Here is a 17,439-nt window from a genome sequence, read left to right as displayed (position 1 = left end):
ACTTGAGATGTTCTATTACTACAATAACCAAAACGATATAAATGAAAAATCTTAGATGTTTACTACCAATACTATTGTTAGTATTTGTTTTTGCTTGCGAAAAAGATAATAACACACCCTTAAATCAACAACAAGTTGATGGTGCAACTGGTAACCCCTTTTTAGAGAATTTTGGAGGATCAATATCTGCTCGTTTTATGGGTAATGTTATAAATGAAGCTGGAAATCCAATTTCGGGAGTACAAATTTCAATAGGAAATTCAATAACATTTACAGATGCTAATGGTGTATTTTCGATTGAAGAAGCTACAGTTTATGAAAAGTTTGCCTACATCAAAGCTAGTAAGTCTGGATTTATAGATGGATCAAGGTCTTTAGTACCTTCAGATGGAGTTAACCAAGTAAAAATTATGATGCTTGATGCAGAGCCTTTAACGACTATATACTCTGGACAAGAATTTAATATTGGTTTACCTGATGGAACATCAATAGATTTACCAAGTACGTATGAATACCAAAATGGGTTTGCCTATCAAGGAGAGGTTTCGGTTGTATTAAAACATCTTAATCCAGATGATGATACTATGGATTTACAAATGCCAGGAACATTAATTGCTGAAAATGAAAGTGGAGATTTACGCGTTTTAGAAACCTACGGAATGATTGCTGTAGAGTTAATTGCAAGTGATGGAGAAAGTCTTAACATTGCTGATGGTACAGAAGCAACAATAACTATACCTGTTCCTGCTAATGCTGTAAATCCTCCTTCAACAATACCATTATGGTATTTTGATGAGGTCTATGGTTATTGGGTAGAAGAAGGTTTTGCAACTTTAGAAGGTGATAAATATGTTGGTCAAGTCACTCATTTTAGTTTCTGGAATTGTGATGATCCTTTTGCTTCGTCAGAATTGTGTGTTAATTTAGTAAACCAAAATGGAGACCCATTACAAAATACTTATGTGCAATTACAACGTGAGTTAACAGACTGGAATTCTTCTTCCTCAGGTATAACTAATCAAAATGGTAGTGTTTGTGGCTTAATACCAAGTGATGAAACCTTAACGTTAGTACTACCAGATTTTGGTTGTATTGGATATGATTATATACAAAACATTGGACCTTTTTCTGAAGATACTACAATTACAGTTACTGTTGAAGATACCAATGTTATGACTACAAACCTAACAAGTGTTTTTAATAATTGTTCAGGGGAAGTAGCTACCAATGGTTATGTACAATTGTTTTATAATAATTCATCAAGTATTATACCTGTCACTGACGGGAATTTAAATTTAGTTATTGATTATTGTGATACAGATCTTGGTTTTAGTGCGCAGTTTTTTGATCTAGAAAACGGTCAAAGTTCTGATGTGGTTACAGGTACATTTACTGATCCATTAACGGACTTAGGTACAGAAATGTCATGTACAGATCTAACAGATAGCGATGCTGATGGTGTATTAGATTTTAATGAAGATTTAAACGGAAATAATAATCTAGATGATGACGATACAGATCAAGATGGTATTGCAGATTATTTAGATGAAGATGATGATAATGATGGTGTAAATACTATTGATGAAGATTATGATAACGACGGAAACCCAATGAATGAAGACAGTGATGCAGATCAAATACCAGACTATTTAGATCCTGTAGATGTGGTTGTTTTTGGTACAGAGATTTGGGCTAATAATTGTGATAGCTCTAATTTACAATATGATTTAACTGAAACTTATGGAGCGACGTATCCAAATACAGTATTTACTTATTTTGAAACTGAAGTAGATGCAGAAACAGGTGCAAACTCTATAATAAATCCTAGTTATTACAATGATTCAAATATGCTTGATGTGGTGTTTGTAGTATCTACAAATACTATTTCTGATCAATCTTATATTGGACAAATTGATTTATTAGGAATAAATACTATAGATAGTGATCAAGATGGTTTATCAGATTGTGAGGAGTTGACAGGAGTTAACAATGTTAATTCTAATTGTGATCCAAATGGTAATATTACAGATCCTAATGCAGCAGATAGTGATGGAGACGGAGTTGATGATTGTCAAGAGGCAATTAATGGAACCGATCCTAACGATCCCTTAGATTTTTAAAGGTTAAATAAGAATAAAAAAGCGTCCTAATTTAGGACGCTTTTTTTGTTTTATAAGCTGATGAGTTTGAAATGTAATAACCAACATACAAAGTTGCTCCAAATACAATCGAAAATATCCAGGCATAATTATATGTTATTGGATGTAAAATTATGGACATAATGGTTTCAATTATAGTCCAAGGTTTATTTATTATTTCCCATGAATTAAATCGTAAAAATCTACCTAAGTATACTCCAAAACCAACTAACATGAATAGTATTGGTAGACTGAATGTAACAACTCTCTTTTCGACGTAAGTCTCAAAAATTAAACACATTGTTTTTATCGATTTGTAAAACAAAATTAGTCCTGTTATCGCAAATACTATAATGATAAGTGTGTCTATCCAAAGTAAATCTTGATGGCTATATTTTAAATGAAATAAATCTGTAACTATATAAGGAGCATTAGGTAAAAATAGCAACCAAACAAAACTAATAGTCAAAAGCGACATTTTATTTATAATGTTATAAGTTGACAAATAACTGCTTATTAAATAAGGGATTCCTGCTAAAAATAAATTCCAAATTAAAAATATGAAATAATATGTGTTGGTTAACTTTATCCTAAGTAGTAGTAATAGTATGCTAAATGTTGTTAGTATAATTACTGATTGTATTGTTTTGTATTGGGTAAGTAAAATGTGCCTAATAGTTTTCATGAGTCGTGATGTAATTAATGTCAACAAAATAAATAGTTATTATACCAAGTGCATAAGCAATTAAATCTTGAACACTAAAATGACTACCAAGTATTATGGAAGTTAGTGTGTTATGTCTTAGGTCTAAATAATCTAGTAGATTTGCTAGTTGGGCAAACTCGATACTAAATGAAATTATTAATGCAATAATAGCTACAGTAATTGTGGACGTTTTAAAAATTGTTTTTATAGCGCAATACACAAGTATTGATGATAGAAAATCGCCTAGTGTAAAACGGATAAATCCACTGTTTAAGAAGTAAGCAATACTAATTTCTGTAACTAATAAAGTTATTGTTAGGGCAAAAAATATAGGGTTAAATTTTAAAGACATTATAGTTCTATTTTAGGGCCTAAAAATTTAGGCTGTTTGTTTATAATAACATCTATAATGGCTTTTGTTCTGGCTAAATATTCTCTTGCTTTAGTGCGCAATCCATATTTACCTTTTATGTCTTTTGCGTTAAAAGCAATAACATTTAGTTGGTTATTGTTGGCTAAGTAAATGGCACGTTCATTATGAAATTGTTGTGATATGATTGTAAAATTGGTTAAACCAAATACTTTATGAGCTCTGACAATAGAATCTAAAGTTCTAAAACCTGCATAATCTAATACTATTTTGTCTTCCGGAACTCCTAAATGTATTAAGTCCTGTTTGAAGGTTGAAGGCTCGTCGTAATCAATGCTACTATTGTCTCCACTAATTAAAATAAGGTCTATTTTCTTGTTTTTAAAGAGTGAAAAAGCAGCCTCTAAACGGTATTTGTAATATAAATTAACACGACTACTTTCTCCAACATATTTGCCAGCACCTAAGACTAAACCCACTCGGTTTTTAGGGATATCTTCAATATTATTAAACAGTTTTCCTTGTGCGCTATATTCAATATGAAAGTTTGCCAATATTACAGCAAGTATCATTAAAATGGTTAAGGTTAAAAAACGTTTGATGTAAGTTTTCATTCTGTTATGTTATTAGGGTTTTTAAATATGGTACTTTTTAATGTTGTTAAAGAGGTGTTTAATAAACCTTTATAGTCTAAGTTGTAAAAGGAATTAGCCTTTTTGCCAATACTATAAGATTGCTTATAATACGTCCAGTAATCTGGTAATATTATTGTTCCTATAATTATTACACCAAACAAATACAAACTGCGTTTACCATTGCCAAAGCACAGGTATTGTAAAGCAATTTCATCTTGTTCATTACTATTGTAGCCAGTTAACACGTGATAGGCATCATGACGTTCTGCTTTTGGGATTAATTCAAATCCATTTGTATCTAAAAATGCACCCAAATGGTAACCAAAGCTATGCTGAGGTAATTGTAATAATTGCTGTTTTTTGATATTCCATGGTGCATTGCGTTTAAAGTATTTTGTATATACATATTGAGTGACTTTAAATAGCCAAGCGATGATTTGTTTACGTTGTTTTATCATTTTAAAGTACTTTGTTTTTCAAAGTTAAAAGTTAAAAAAAAGGATTATTGTTTTTTAATTAGTTTTTCAAGCGCATTAATATGCTTTTTAAATTCGGCTTGACCTAATTGGGTTACACTATATCTTGTATTAGGTTTTCGATCTATAAATTGTTTTTCAACAATTATATATTCTGCTTTTTCTAAAGCTTTAGTATGACTTGCTAAATTTCCATCTGTTGCGCCAAGTAGTTCTTTTAGTGTTTTAAAATCTGCATACTCGTTAACCATTAAAACAGACATGATACCAAGTCTAATTCTGTGGTCAAATACTTTATTGATGTTAGTAATTATGTTCATTTATTTAATTTCTGCCTCCGCTAAAATATTACTTATTTTTTACATCATATTTAAAGTGCATATATGTACCGTAAACAATATGCATTATTCCAAAACCAATAACCCATAACCAAAACCCATAACCAGGATAAAGGGTTGCGGTTAGTCCTAAAATAATTTCGGCAAAGCCCAAATACTTTATTGTACCAATGCTATATTTTGATGCGCTAACTAATGCTAAACCATAAAAAATAAGCATTAAACCACCAGTTTGTCCATAGCGTCCTTGACTAAGTATTATTAAAATATATAATCCTCCAGCTATTAACGGAATTAAAAAATTAAAGATTAACCGTTTTGAGGAGCTATCCCAAATACTTTCTCCGTTTTGTTTTGCCTTTTTTGTAGTTAGATACACTCCAGTTATAAAGCTTAAAACAGCTACCATTATTAAAATTAAAAATACACTTCTAAATACCCAACCATCTAATATTAACGTTCCGTAGCTATATTTTGTAACCAAATAGTAAGTAGCTGCAGCACCAATTAATGCATATATACCTGCTAGAATCCCAGAAAGACCGCTTAATGAAATAAATCTTGAAGATTTATTCATTAAATTTTTAATCTCGCTAATGTCTTTTAAATAATCTGTATCGCTCATGGTAAAAGTACTTTGAATTGCAAAGTAAATTTAATTTGTTTTAATACACAAGTTAAAAGTTTCTTAATATTCATTTTAACATTTGTGCTTTTGTGCGGTTTATTTTCATAAATTTATCCTTTAACCAATTAAAAAAATAAATTATTATGGCATTAACAGGATTACTTTTAGACATCGCAAACATCTCAGGAGGTGTGTTATTAGGATTAGCAACACTTGATAAATGGGATGGTGACGCTAACTTTTTTAATAAAATTGCAGGTGTTTTAGCTCCTTTTCAGACGGTAATTGGAGGCGCATTAATAGTGCTACCAATACTTGGGCTTTTATCTGGCGGTTTTAGTATTTACGGGATTGTAAGTATTATTGGTGGATTATTATTGTTAACTCACGTGTTTGGAAAAGTACCAGCTTTAGAAGAAACCTTAAAAAAAGTATCTGGAAAATTAATGCCTTTTAAAGCTATTATTGGAATTGCTTTATTAGCTATTGGTGTGTTAAGTTTACTACATATTTTATAGTATAGCTATTGAATCCTGCTGAAGATTATATAATAAAACAACCAAAACCGTATCGTTCTATTTTGTTGCATTTGCAGGTTATTATAGAATACACAATAACAGATTTTGAATTAAAATACAAATGGAGCATTCCGTTTTACTATGTAAACGGAATGCCTTTTTGTTATTTAAACGCTAGTCATAAAAAGCAATTTGTAGATTTAGCTTTTGTAAAAGGAACACAAATTACTGCATATAAGTCTCATCATATTACTGAAAACAGAAAGAAAATGATGTCTTTAAGGTATCAATCTGTAGATGAAATAAAGGATACTGTAATTATTACTGTTTTAAAGGATGCATTGACTTTGTATTAGTTTTTATAATCTAAAACGTCCACCAATTGAAAATACACGTTGTAAAAACCAAAAGTGTTGTGAAGCACTTTCATTAGCATTACTAGTTGTTCTAATATCTGGCATGTTTATATAGCCACCTCTTAAATCGGTTTGAATAAAAAAGTATTTAAAAAAGGTGAAGTTTAGCCCTATACTTGCTGAAACTCCGTAACCAGATAAATGAAACTCATCATAAGTATCTTTACCTAAAAGCGTCGTATTGGTTTTTGGATACAAAGCACCTGCACCAAGACCTTCTGTTATATTTAATTGAAACTTGTCTGTATTATTTATTTTAAATATAGACGATATATCATCAAATCTATTGACTTCTACATACACATAATTTAATCCATTGGTGTGTTCAAACTTTAAGAAGTCCTCAGATACAACATATTCACTGCCATCAAATTCTTGGTTAAATACACTCCCTTCTTCATCTGCAGGAAGGTTAACATAACCGGTTACATTTTGGTTTCGGTTTCTGTTCATTACATATTTCATATGATCCACACCAAGTGATATATTGTATTTGTCAGAAATAAAATACCCAGCTTTAAAATTGGTTTGTGGTATGGTCATTCTAGTTGGATTAATATAGTCTACATGCCAACCTTTAGGTTTGTCTTCTGCAGTAGCGTTTTTAATAGTAAAGTCGTAACCATCACCTTGAAACCTGATGTCAGATTCAGAAAACGTCTCTCTGTTTCCTCCCCAACTGATATAAAATTTTCCTTTATTATTAGCAGTGTATCTCTGCGTGTCGTTGTTATTTTGGGCAAACGCTAGTGTTGAAAATAGCGTAAGACTTAGTAATGCTAAATGTTTTAGCGTTAAATTTTTCATTATTTAAAAAAGAAATTTTGGTAATTATAAACTATTAATAGTTTTTCTGATAGCTACTAGATTGCTTAGTAAATTTTCAAGATTATCTAAGTGTAACATATTTGCTCCGTCACTTTTAGCATTAGCAGGATCAAAATGTGTTTCTATAAACAAACCATCTACATTATTTACAATTCCAGCACGTGCAATAGTTTCAATCATGTCTGGACGTCCACCAGTAACACCAGCACTTTGATTTGGTTGTTGTAAAGAGTGTGTTACATCTAAAACAGTAGGAGCAAATTGACGCATTGTAGGTATACCTCTAAAGTCTACAATCATATCTTGATAACCAAACATTGTACCTCTATCAGTAATCCAGGCTTTGTCACTTCCAGCATCTTTTACTTTTTGTACTGCATGCTTCATAGCTTCAGGACTCATAAATTGACCTTTTTTAAGGTTAACAACTTTTCCTGTTTTTGCAGCAGCAACAACAAGATCTGTTTGTCTAACTAAAAAAGCTGGTATTTGTAATACATCTACATATTGTGCAGCTTTAGCAGCATCACTAGCTTCGTGTATGTCTGTAACCGTTGGTACATTAAATTTTTCTGAAACTTTAGCTAATATTTCTAAAGCTTTTTCATCACCAATTCCTGTAAAACTATCAATTCTACTTCGGTTTGCTTTTTTAAAACTACCTTTAAATACATAAGGGATTTCTAGCTTATTGGTAATTGTAACTACTTTTTCAGCAATTCTAAAAGCCATGTCTTCGCCTTCAATAGCGCAAGGTCCACATAGCAAAAAAAAGTTTTTACTATCAGTATGTTTTATTTTTGGTATATCTTGAAGTGTCATTATTTTAAATAAATTAGGCAACAAAGATACGTTAATTTTCAGTAGTTAATAAGCTTGTGTTTGGTCTTAACATTTGCTGGATTTTACTATTGGTATGTTTACGATAATATACAGCCAAACCAATAAAAATTATAATACTTATAATAATAAGGTAAGCAATGGTAATTAATGTACTGTCAACTTGTAAAATTTCTAAATAAGGAGCAATCCAAAACTTACATCCAATACTGATTAGTAAAGCAATGATAATTGAAATACCTAAGATTTTAAAAGCTATTTTATGATATACTTTAGCTATCTGAACTTTAGAATATCCTAAAAAATGAAGCTGTGTTATGGTCTGTTTGTTTTTTAATATCAGTAGGTTAATGTTAGTAACTACTAAATAAATGGATAAAAATGTGATTAACAATCCAATTGCTAAAACCACGCTTAATATTAATTTTAATACATAGCCTAATTTTGAGTTTTGTACATCGTTTGATAAATAATTGTAGTTTTTTGATGCTAAAAACTCTAGTAATTTTGGGTCAGATGGGTTGATAACATCTAATATTATTCGAGAAATTTTGCTAGCTTTATTTGGACTTAGCGTTTTATTAGTATGATTTAAAAACGATTCTGGTACTAATATCGAATTTATTTTTTCTGATGCATCTAAAATGTAAGCTGGATACATTTTGGTTTGACTTGTACCAGTTAGTTTAAGTTCGATTGGGATTTGTCGTATAATTTTTTCATTAATTTGAGGCATTCCAGTACTTGCTGCATATCCAAAATTATAAAGGTTTATATAATTTTTAGGAATTATAATAGGGACTTCTCTGTCTCCTGGTTGCCACGACCAATCAGTACTTTTGATGTCAATAAATTGGTCACCAACAGCTTCTAAAAACATTTCGGTTGAAATACCAGTGTAATTAGGCAGTGTTACACTTGCTAAAACACGGTAAGTGCCATGTGTAAAGCCACCTGTTTTATTAATAAAAGGTTGTTGTTGTAATTCTTTTATTTCTTGGTCTGTAAAAGCATTATCACGTCCTAAATCTTTATAAATTATTAGATTTTGATTGCCTAATAAATCGTTTTCAGAATTAAAAACTGAGCGTGTATCAATAAATAATTGAATAACGATTAATAAAATTGCTAAGCCTAAGCTAGAGCTTAAAGCAAAAAAGATAAGTTGAGATTTATCAACTTGTTTTTTTAATAATGTATCAATCATAATAATAAAGTTTTAGTATAATTGATGTTATAAGTGTCTCCTAAACTAGCTACAATAAGGGTTGCTTGATTGGCTTCTACTTGTTGGTTAACCAAATTAACTGCATTTGTAATTTGTGCTTTATCAATATGACTAAAAGGCTCATCAAGTAGTAATAGCTCAAAAGGTTGGCATAAAGCTCTAACAATTGCTACACGTTGTTGCTGTCCATAAGATAACGTGTCTGCTTTTTTATTAGCTAATTGATCGATGTCTAATTGCGCTAACATTGCTAAGATTTCGGTTTCAGTTTTATGATTAGTTAAAGTGTTTTTAAGTTGAATATTCTCCATAGCTGTTAATTCTGGAAACAAACGTAAACCTTGAAACACAATTGCTATTTTGTTTCGTCTTAAAGACGTCCAGTCGTTTTCTGATAATGAAGCTATAGCCGAATTATCAAATTGTATGGTACCCGAAAATCGATTATTTAATCCATAAAGGAAGTTAAAAAAAGAACTTTTCCCGCTTCCTGAAACTGCTTTAACTAGATATTTTGAATTTGGAAGTAATTCAAAATTTTTACTCCAGACTTCTGACGAAGCTGGAGTAAAAAAATCTGGTGTAATAGATTGTATGTTTATATGCACTTAGGCTTGTGTTAGTTAGTTGTTTCTTCAACTTCTTCTATCTCAATTATCTCTTCAATAACCTCTTCATTCACTTCTTCTTCTTCTTCTTCTTCTTCTTTTAGGTCATCTTCAAATGTACTCATAGTTTTAGCCAATTCGTCACCATATTTGATAGATTGTATTAACGAGTTTTTACCACCTTTGGTGTATAAGAAAGATTCACTACCATCAACATCAACAAAATAATGAATTTCACCATAATATTTTTCATATAGTTCATTACTTGTTTCTGATAATTTACTCATAGCATTATTACTATCATAGGCGTTATAGCGACCATAAGGATTGAACATGTTAGTTAATGAACTTGAAAAGTCATTAGTAATTGCTCCAATGTTTCCTTTAGAATACACATACATTGAGTGTGATAATTTGTCTTTATGTTTAAAATCTGACAAGTTATTAGTTAACTGACCATTGTTTTTCATTTGGCTAGCACGTTCTTCATCATTAGTAATCAAAATTAAATCGTCAGTAATTACCACAAAAGCTTCGTTGTCTACTCTATAATAATCTTTACTAATTTCTTGTAAAGGCGCTCCTTTTTCTTTAATAAGGCTTAAAAAGTTTGAAACTTTAGATTTATCTTTAATAGCAATTGCACCATACATATTTGGTACTTTTTTTTCTATTAATTTATAAGACTCTTCTCCTGAATAATAATCATAACTGTAAACCGAATCTTTTACTGTTTTACCTTCTGTTAAGGCAAACATTATTGTTTCGTCAAATAACGCAGTAAAGTCAGAAGTAGTCATACCAATTTCTTTGGACGCTTCACGATCTGATCTTTCCATGTTTTTTTTAAGTTCTTCTCTAATTTGAACTGGTAATAATTTATTGTCTTGAAGGCTAACAATATGCTTATAAAACGCTTCAAAATCTATTGACATTTTTGTTACAACCAATGGGTCGTTAGGTAATGCATTTAACATAGATTTGCTATATGATGTAGTCATCCACTTGTCATAAGCTATTAAAGATTTAATGTCATTATTTAATTTTAGCTTAGTGTCTGTATGTAAGTGGTCGTTTTCAAAACTTCCGTAGTAAGTAATGTTATTGTTTTCTAAATCAATATCAAATCCAGAAAAAGCATTTAATATACCATCAAAAGTATCTCCTAAAGGTGTAGATGTTACATGCACACCAATGTCTTGCTTTGTGTCAAAAAAGTCATCAAAATAGTTGGTTGCCAAAATAGACTCTTGTCTTTCTAGGTCTGTTAGATCTTTTAATTCTGCAGCAGCATAATTATTAGCTCCAATAATTAAAGCAGTTTTATCATTATAACCAATAGCAAACTCTCTGTCAGAATACACTGTGTAAGCATTGTCTTTACCAACATTGTCTTCTTTTTCTAGATTACCTAATTTGTCTATCATTGGCTTAATAAAGGCTTCAAATGATGCAGCATCTTTGATAGGTAATATTAAACCACCAACTCCAGACATTCTTTTAAAAGACCCAAAACCTAAGATGTATTCTTTTCTAAAAGTGTTGTTAATATTGTCTTGCGTCATTAACTGATTTACAAAGTCTTTGATTTCTTCAGGTGCTTTGTCTTCAATTATTGTGTTTATACTTAGTTTGCTAAAGTCTAAATCTTGACTTTTTTTAGATAAAGACTCTAAGTTAATATACATTACACCAATAGCGTCTTTAGGTACAAGGTAAGCTTCGTCAATGGTTTTGCTACAACTTGCAAATAAAAAGGTGATGGTAAGAAGGGATAATAGTTTTTTCATTTTTTAAGAATAAAATTTGGATATTGATTAATATGTCAACAAAGCTAATGATATAATATTTTTAACAAAATAAATATCAAACCATTACCTTAAGTTAACATAACTATCTGTGTGTCTTCTTATAAAAATGTTACATTTATTTTTAAAAATTTATCAAAAAAAAAATTAAGCTGTTTTTTCGATAAAAATTAAGTACATTTGCACGCTTAAAATAAGGCACAATTATGGCTAATATCAAAAACATTGCAATTATTGCACACGTTGACCACGGAAAAACAACGTTGGTTGATAAAATTATGTACCACTGTCAATTGTTTCGTGAAAACGAAAATACAGGAGACTTAATTTTAGATAATAACGATTTAGAACGTGAAAGAGGAATTACAATTACTTCTAAAAACGTTTCTGTTATATACAAAGACACTAAAATTAATATTATTGACACACCTGGTCACGCCGATTTTGGAGGAGAAGTAGAGCGTGTATTAAACATGGCAGATGGTGTTGTGTTATTAGTTGATGCTTTTGAAGGACCAATGCCTCAAACGCGTTTTGTATTACAAAAAGCGATTGACTTAGGTTTAAAACCATGTGTGGTTGTAAATAAAGTAGATAAAGAAAACTGTACTCCAGACGAAGTACATGAAAAAGTATTTGACTTAATGTTCGAGTTAGGAGCAGAAGAGTGGCAGTTGGATTTTCCAACAGTTTACGGTTCGGCTAAAAATAACTGGATGAGTGAAGATTGGAAAGTTGAAACTGATAACGTTGAGCCATTATTAGATATGGTTGTAGAGCATGTACCTACACCTAAGTTTGATGAAGGAACAACACAAATGTTAATTACATCTTTAGATTTTTCTTCTTTTACAGGTCGTATTGCGATTGGTAGATTACAAAGAGGTGAATTAAAAGAAGGGCAACAAATCTCTTTAGTAAAAAGAGATGGTACTGTTGCTAAAAGTAGAGTTAAAGAACTTTTTATATTTGAAGGTTTAGGACGTAAACGTGTAGAAAGCGTACAAGTAGGAGATATTTGTGCAGTTGTAGGTATTGAAGGTTTTGAAATTGGAGATACTATTGCAGATATTGAAAACCCAGAAGGTTTAAAATCTATTGCAATTGATGAGCCTACAATGAGTATGTTGTTTACTATTAACGATTCTCCTTTCTTTGGAAAAGACGGTAAATATGTAACTTCTAGACACATTAAAGATCGTTTAGAAAAAGAATTAGAGAAAAACTTAGCGCTAAGAGTAGGTGAAACTGATACTGCTGATAAGTTTATGGTTTTTGGACGTGGTGTATTACACTTATCTGTTTTAATCGAAACAATGCGTCGTGAAGGTTATGAGTTACAAATTGGACAACCACAAGTAATCATTAAAGAAATTGATGGTGTTAAATGTGAACCAGTTGAAGAATTAACTATTGACTTGCCAGAAACAGTATCTGGAAAAGCTGTAGAATTTGTAACATTACGTAAAGGAGAATTATTAAGTATGGAAACTAAAGGAGATCGTATGATCTGTGAGTTTTTAATTCCTTCTCGTGGTATTATAGGTTTACGTAACCAATTATTAACAGCAACTGCAGGTGAAGCTATTATGGCACACCGTTTTAAAGAGTACCAACCATTAAGAGGTGATATTCCTGGACGTATATCAGGATCATTAATTTCTATGGAAAACGGTAAAGCAATTCCTTATTCTATTGATAAATTACAAGATAGAGGTAAGTTTTTTGTTGAACCAGGAGAAGATATTTACGAAGGTCAAGTAATCGGAGAAAACTCTCGTCAAGATGATATGGCTGTAAACATTACTAAAGCTAAAAAGCAAAGTAACGTACGTAGTTCTGGAGCAGATGATAAGGCTAAAATTGTACCAGCTATCAAGTTTAGTTTAGAGGAAGCTTTAGAATACATACAAAAAGATGAGTATGTTGAAGTTACACCAAATCACTTACGTTTACGTAAAATCTGGTTAACAGAAAACGATCGTAAAAGAAACAAGATTGCATAACATTTGAAACCAATACAGTTACCAAATCCAACACTTAGACGTGTAGTACACTCTAAATATATTGATATTGTTGGTGTGGTTTTGGTAACTGTTATCTGTTTTTACAGAGGTTTTCATGAAACTATATATTATCAAGGAGGTATCCAATTTGGGATACCTCTTTCTAGTTTTAGTGACTACATATCTAAAGGCGCTTTTCCAATTGGTTTATTATCTACATTAGGAGCTGTGGTGTCTTTACTAGCAGCAAGAATGATTGTTAAACAACAAAATCTAGGTAATTTAATAGGTGTTTTTACAACCGTCAATTCCGGAATAATAGATTATTTGTTTGGTAATCACTCTGCTATTATTACCTATCCATTAACTTTTATTATTGCTATTTTAGCTACAAAAAAATGGAGCGAAGGTGAACAAGTAAAAAAAGCAGATGCTAAGTATTGGCTGCTAATTGCTTTGGCTTTTATAGTGTCTTATACACTTGTATTTTTAGGTTTTTATTGGTTTGGAACTAATATTAAAAATCAGTTTTTTAAGCATACAGTAGCTATAATATTTGGTATATCATTGGTTGGAAATATAAGTACAGCCTTTAAATATGAGCAAACCTTTTTAACTTGGTCCTTTTATAATTTAGCACAAATTATAAAAAATGTAATTCAAGGTAATATTGCAAATATTGTAAAATATGTATTTTACATTATAAACTCAACCCTTACTTTTTTTGATTGGCGTTTAAATGGAGATATAAAACAAAATCCAAACGTTAAATAGTATCTATTTTTTAAAAGCACTATTACATTGTTTATATTTACAAAAAACAAACAATGTATAGTCTTTATTTTGATCCAGGTTTAGGTGCAATGATTATTCAGTCTATTGTGGCAGCAGTAGCAGCAATCCTGCTATTTTCAAAAAACATTTTGTATAAAGTTAAAGCCTTTTTTGGGTTAGCTAAAAAAGATAATGATGATTTGTTTGACGATATAAATGTTAAAGAATCTGATACAGATAACACAAGTAACTAGTGACCAATATAATTAATCATACTGCGTCCTATAAAGATCCTTCTGGTTTTATTTTTGTTGAAGAAGGAGTTGTTAAAAGACAAATTAACCCTATTTACTTTAAGCAATATCAAGCCTTAAATGAATCTGGTTTTTTTAAACAGTTATTTGATAATCAATTACTAGTTAAACACGACGAAGTTTTTTCGTCTTCAGAAAAGATAGTTTTACAGCCAGAGCACATCTCTTTTATTACCTACCCTTATGAGTGGAGTTTTAATCAATACAAAGCTGCAGCATTATTAACTTTAAAGCTTCAAAAATTTGCTATTGAGCATGGATTTACTTTAAAAGACGCTTCTGCATTTAATGTTACTTTTAATAAGGGTAAAGCTGTTTTTATAGACACGTTGTCTTTTGATTTTTATATAGAAAACTCACCTTGGAGAGCTTACAAGCAATTTGTAACTCATTTTTTAGGACCATTAGTTTTAGCACATTATCATGGCTCACAGTCTTTAAAACTTCTTAATAGTTTTATGGATGGCATTCCTCTTAAAATGTTAGCTTCTATGCTTCCGTTTAAGACTAAATTGAATCCTTTTTTGTATTCAAATATTCATCTTTTAGCCAAGTTTGAAGATAAGCATAACCAAGATTATAAAGGAGAAACAAAAGCAAGCACATTAAGTAAAAAAGCACAGTTAAATATTGTACAAAGCCTGTTTGATTATATAAGAAAGCTGAATTTAAAAGAAAGTAGCGAATGGGGTAATTACTATAACAAGATTAATTATAGTGATAGTTCATTCGACTTTAAGTCAAAAATAATTAACCAATGGGTTGATAATTTAAACACTAAAACACTTATAGATATTGGTGGTAATGATGGCACTTTTGTTAGAAAAATAAAAGCATCATTGCAACATGCTTTAGTTTGTGATATAGATAATAATGCTGTAGACCACAATTTTAAACTTATAAATACAAATAAAGATAGTTACATCACGCCTTTTGTTTTAGATGTTTTAAATCCTTCAGCAAGTATAGGTTTTAATAATTTTGAGCGATTTTCGTTTTTAAAAAGAATCAAAGACTTTGCTCCTGATACGACGTTGGCTTTAGCTGTAATACATCATATGTCATTAAGCGGAAATGTTAGTTTTGACATGTCTGCTAGGTTTTTTGCTTCGTTTTCAAAAGATTTTATTATTGAATTTCCTAAAAGAGAAGATTCTTGGGTACAGCGTTTATTAAACAGCAAAACCGATTTTAAAGCGTATTTTGATTTTTATAATGAAGATAATTTTGAAAATAGTTACAAAAATTATTTTCAAATTATTGAAAAACAACACATCACAGGCACACATCGTGTACTGTATTTAATGAAAGTTAAATGAAAAAACGTATTCTGAAATTTGTAAATAGTGAAGCAGATTACCCTGTTATTACAGGTTTAGCTTCAGGATTGTATCCAATGTTTTACTATTATAATTCAAATTTCACTCAGGTTAATTCATTTTATCAATTTTTCTTTTTTTTGCTAGTTTATTTGGTCATTCCAGTAATTGTAATGCTAAGTATTTCTTTTCTTTTAACAAAAATAACTTTTTTAAAGACATATAAAAAGCAGTTATATTTAGGGGTTAATATCTCATGGTTTGGCTATTTATTAATGATTAGTACGATTGGGATTAGTGCTAAATATTTGTTTTTTATTGCTTTTTTATCAATAATTTGTGCAATAGCTTTTTATAATTTTTTTAAAAAAATAGTAGTGTTTCAATTGCTATTAGGATTACTGTCAAGCGTTATGTTAGTGCCAATACTATTCAGACATTTTTCTTATAGCAATCAGTGGTTAGATCAACCAGATGCTATTAAAAATGTGATTTTTAAAACTAAGCCAAACATTTATATGATTCAAGTGGATGGTTATGTAAATGTAGAGGTTTTAGATAAAGGGTATTATGATTTTGATAATTCAAATTTTAATAATTATCTAAAAACTAATGGTTTTAAAAACTATAAAAATTATAGGAGTAATTATTTCTCTACTCTAAGCTCGAACAGTTCTCTTTTTGCAATGAAACATCATTATTATTCTGAACCTGTAAAAGCCTTTAATGAATTGATTAATGCTAGACAGGTAATAGTGACTGATAATCCTGTTTTGCAAATTTTTAAAAAGAACAATTATAAAACTCATTTATTGTTGGAGCATCCTTACTTTTTAGTAAATAGACCAAAAATGGGATATGATTATTGTAATATTAATCCTAGTGAGATTGCCTACAATGACAAAGGTTTTTCAGTTAAAAAAGAAGTTTTAAAAGATTTGCAGCAGGTGTTGTCCCAAGAATTGGTGTCACCAAGTTTTTATTTTATTGAAAAACTTTTACCATCACATATAACTAATATGTCTGCAGATTGGGCTAATAAAAAGTCAGAAAGAATAGCTTATTTAAATCGTTTAGAAGAAACTAATCTTTGGCTAAAAAATGCTATTGAAATAATAGAAAACAAAGACAAAAATGCATTAATTATAATTAGTGCAGATCATGGAGGATTTGTTGGCTTTAATAATACCAAGGAGTCAGCAACAAAGATGGAAGATAAAGGGTTAATTTATTCTATTTATAGCGCTATGTTGTCAATAAAATGGAATGATCAATCACCTGATTTTGATTATAAATTTAAAACACCAGTTAATTTTTTTAGAATATTATTTTCTCATTTAAGTCAAGATAAAAAATATCTTAATTCTTTAGAAGAAGACAGTAGTTATATAATTATAGATAAAGGCGCTCCATTTGGAGTCTATAAATATATTGATGCAAAAGGAAATACCGTGTTTAATCCATTATCTAACTAAAAGTGATTTAAATG

At 30.1% G+C, this 17,439-nt stretch carries 19 protein-coding genes; 8 read left to right on the top strand and 11 right to left on the bottom strand.

What is annotated here, in order from left to right; translation table 11 throughout:
* Positions 1 to 41: 41 nt before the first annotated feature.
* A complete protein-coding gene (locus ITB9_RS07795) occupies positions 42 to 2,120 on the top strand; it encodes a carboxypeptidase regulatory-like domain-containing protein (RefSeq protein WP_148638410.1) in 2,079 nt (692 codons plus the stop codon).
* Positions 2,121 to 2,151: 31 nt separating this feature from the next.
* On the opposite strand, the gene ITB9_RS07790 is transcribed toward ITB9_RS07795, so the two are convergent.
* The 6 genes from ITB9_RS07790 to ITB9_RS07765 are packed head-to-tail and all read right to left on the bottom strand — an operon-like array spanning position 2,152 to position 5,288.
* Positions 2,152 to 2,823, bottom strand: coding sequence for a DUF1361 domain-containing protein (locus tag ITB9_RS07790; protein ID WP_054851784.1), 672 nt, complete (start codon positions 2,821 to 2,823; stop codon positions 2,152 to 2,154).
* The gene (locus ITB9_RS07785) at positions 2,810 to 3,196 is read right to left on the bottom strand and encodes a DUF2809 domain-containing protein (protein ID WP_054851783.1); all 387 of its coding nucleotides are present in this window, start codon (positions 3,194 to 3,196) and stop codon (positions 2,810 to 2,812) included. The genes ITB9_RS07790 and ITB9_RS07785 overlap by 14 nt, the downstream gene beginning before the upstream one ends.
* Positions 3,196 to 3,828 carry a vancomycin high temperature exclusion protein gene (locus ITB9_RS07780; RefSeq protein WP_054851782.1) on the bottom strand — a complete coding sequence of 211 codons (633 nt, stop codon included), beginning with the start codon at positions 3,826 to 3,828 and terminating at the stop codon, positions 3,196 to 3,198. Before ITB9_RS07780 ends, ITB9_RS07785 begins: the two co-directional genes overlap by 1 nt.
* Positions 3,825 to 4,307, bottom strand: coding sequence for a hypothetical protein (locus tag ITB9_RS07775; RefSeq protein WP_054851781.1), 483 nt, complete (start codon positions 4,305 to 4,307; stop codon positions 3,825 to 3,827). The genes ITB9_RS07780 and ITB9_RS07775 overlap by 4 nt, the downstream gene beginning before the upstream one ends.
* A gap of 44 nt (positions 4,308 to 4,351) precedes the next feature.
* Positions 4,352 to 4,645, bottom strand: a complete 294-nt coding sequence (locus ITB9_RS07770; RefSeq protein WP_054851780.1) for a transcriptional regulator — start codon at positions 4,643 to 4,645, stop codon at positions 4,352 to 4,354.
* A 28-nt stretch (positions 4,646 to 4,673) separates the two neighbouring features.
* Positions 4,674 to 5,288, bottom strand: coding sequence for a hypothetical protein (locus tag ITB9_RS07765; protein ID WP_054851779.1), 615 nt, complete (start codon positions 5,286 to 5,288; stop codon positions 4,674 to 4,676).
* Positions 5,289 to 5,434: 146 nt separating this feature from the next.
* Between ITB9_RS07765 and ITB9_RS07760 the strand changes: the two genes are divergently transcribed.
* Positions 5,435 to 5,809 carry a hypothetical protein gene (locus tag ITB9_RS07760; protein WP_028290343.1) on the top strand — a complete coding sequence of 125 codons (375 nt, stop codon included), beginning with the start codon at positions 5,435 to 5,437 and terminating at the stop codon, positions 5,807 to 5,809.
* A gap of 8 nt (positions 5,810 to 5,817) precedes the next feature.
* A complete protein-coding gene (locus ITB9_RS07755; RefSeq protein WP_054851778.1) occupies positions 5,818 to 6,165 on the top strand; it encodes a DUF1801 domain-containing protein in 348 nt (115 codons plus the stop codon).
* Positions 6,166 to 6,168: 3 nt separating this feature from the next.
* On the opposite strand, the gene ITB9_RS07750 is transcribed toward ITB9_RS07755, so the two are convergent.
* Genes ITB9_RS07750 through ITB9_RS07730 form a run of 5 tightly spaced genes read right to left on the bottom strand, consistent with a single transcriptional unit; the run spans position 6,169 to position 11,519 of the window.
* The gene (locus ITB9_RS07750) at positions 6,169 to 7,032 is read right to left on the bottom strand and encodes a hypothetical protein (protein ID WP_054851777.1); all 864 of its coding nucleotides are present in this window, start codon (positions 7,030 to 7,032) and stop codon (positions 6,169 to 6,171) included.
* A 24-nt stretch (positions 7,033 to 7,056) separates the two neighbouring features.
* Positions 7,057 to 7,875, bottom strand: a complete 819-nt coding sequence (gene kdsA / locus ITB9_RS07745) for a 3-deoxy-8-phosphooctulonate synthase (protein ID WP_028290340.1) — start codon at positions 7,873 to 7,875, stop codon at positions 7,057 to 7,059.
* A 31-nt stretch (positions 7,876 to 7,906) separates the two neighbouring features.
* Positions 7,907 to 9,100, bottom strand: a complete 1,194-nt coding sequence (locus tag ITB9_RS07740; protein ID WP_054851776.1) for a hypothetical protein — start codon at positions 9,098 to 9,100, stop codon at positions 7,907 to 7,909.
* Positions 9,097 to 9,729 carry an ATP-binding cassette domain-containing protein gene (locus tag ITB9_RS07735; protein ID WP_054851775.1) on the bottom strand — a complete coding sequence of 211 codons (633 nt, stop codon included), beginning with the start codon at positions 9,727 to 9,729 and terminating at the stop codon, positions 9,097 to 9,099. Before ITB9_RS07735 ends, ITB9_RS07740 begins: the two co-directional genes overlap by 4 nt.
* An 11-nt stretch (positions 9,730 to 9,740) precedes the next feature.
* Positions 9,741 to 11,519 (bottom strand): DUF4836 family protein, encoded by a 1,779-nt coding sequence (locus tag ITB9_RS07730; protein ID WP_054851774.1) that lies wholly within the window; start codon positions 11,517 to 11,519, stop codon positions 9,741 to 9,743.
* Positions 11,520 to 11,743: 224 nt separating this feature from the next.
* Between ITB9_RS07730 and typA the strand changes: the two genes are divergently transcribed.
* From typA to ITB9_RS07705, 5 genes are read left to right on the top strand one after another with little or no spacing between them, the layout of a single operon-like run.
* The gene (gene typA, locus ITB9_RS07725) at positions 11,744 to 13,543 is read left to right on the top strand and encodes a translational GTPase TypA (protein ID WP_028290336.1); all 1,800 of its coding nucleotides are present in this window, start codon (positions 11,744 to 11,746) and stop codon (positions 13,541 to 13,543) included.
* A gap of 3 nt (positions 13,544 to 13,546) precedes the next feature.
* The gene (locus ITB9_RS07720; RefSeq protein WP_054851773.1) at positions 13,547 to 14,317 is read left to right on the top strand and encodes a nicotinamide mononucleotide transporter family protein; all 771 of its coding nucleotides are present in this window, start codon (positions 13,547 to 13,549) and stop codon (positions 14,315 to 14,317) included.
* Between the two features lie 53 nt (positions 14,318 to 14,370).
* Positions 14,371 to 14,571 carry a hypothetical protein gene (locus ITB9_RS07715; protein WP_054851772.1) on the top strand — a complete coding sequence of 67 codons (201 nt, stop codon included), beginning with the start codon at positions 14,371 to 14,373 and terminating at the stop codon, positions 14,569 to 14,571.
* On the top strand, positions 14,571 to 15,950 hold the full coding sequence (locus ITB9_RS07710) for a hypothetical protein (RefSeq protein ID WP_054851771.1): 1,380 nt from the start codon (positions 14,571 to 14,573) through the stop codon (positions 15,948 to 15,950). The genes ITB9_RS07715 and ITB9_RS07710 overlap by 1 nt, the downstream gene beginning before the upstream one ends.
* Complete coding sequence (locus ITB9_RS07705; protein ID WP_054851770.1) at positions 15,947 to 17,425, top strand: sulfatase-like hydrolase/transferase; 1,479 nt, start codon at positions 15,947 to 15,949, stop codon at positions 17,423 to 17,425. Before ITB9_RS07710 ends, ITB9_RS07705 begins: the two co-directional genes overlap by 4 nt.
* Positions 17,426 to 17,439 lie beyond the last annotated feature (14 nt).

It is taken from the genome of Olleya sp. ITB9 (assembly GCF_001315805.1).
GTDB classification, from domain to species: domain Bacteria; phylum Bacteroidota; class Bacteroidia; order Flavobacteriales; family Flavobacteriaceae; genus Olleya; species Olleya sediminilitoris.
The sequence above is the reverse complement of the archived record's forward strand: the minus strand, read 5'-3'. Positions and strand labels throughout refer to the sequence as shown.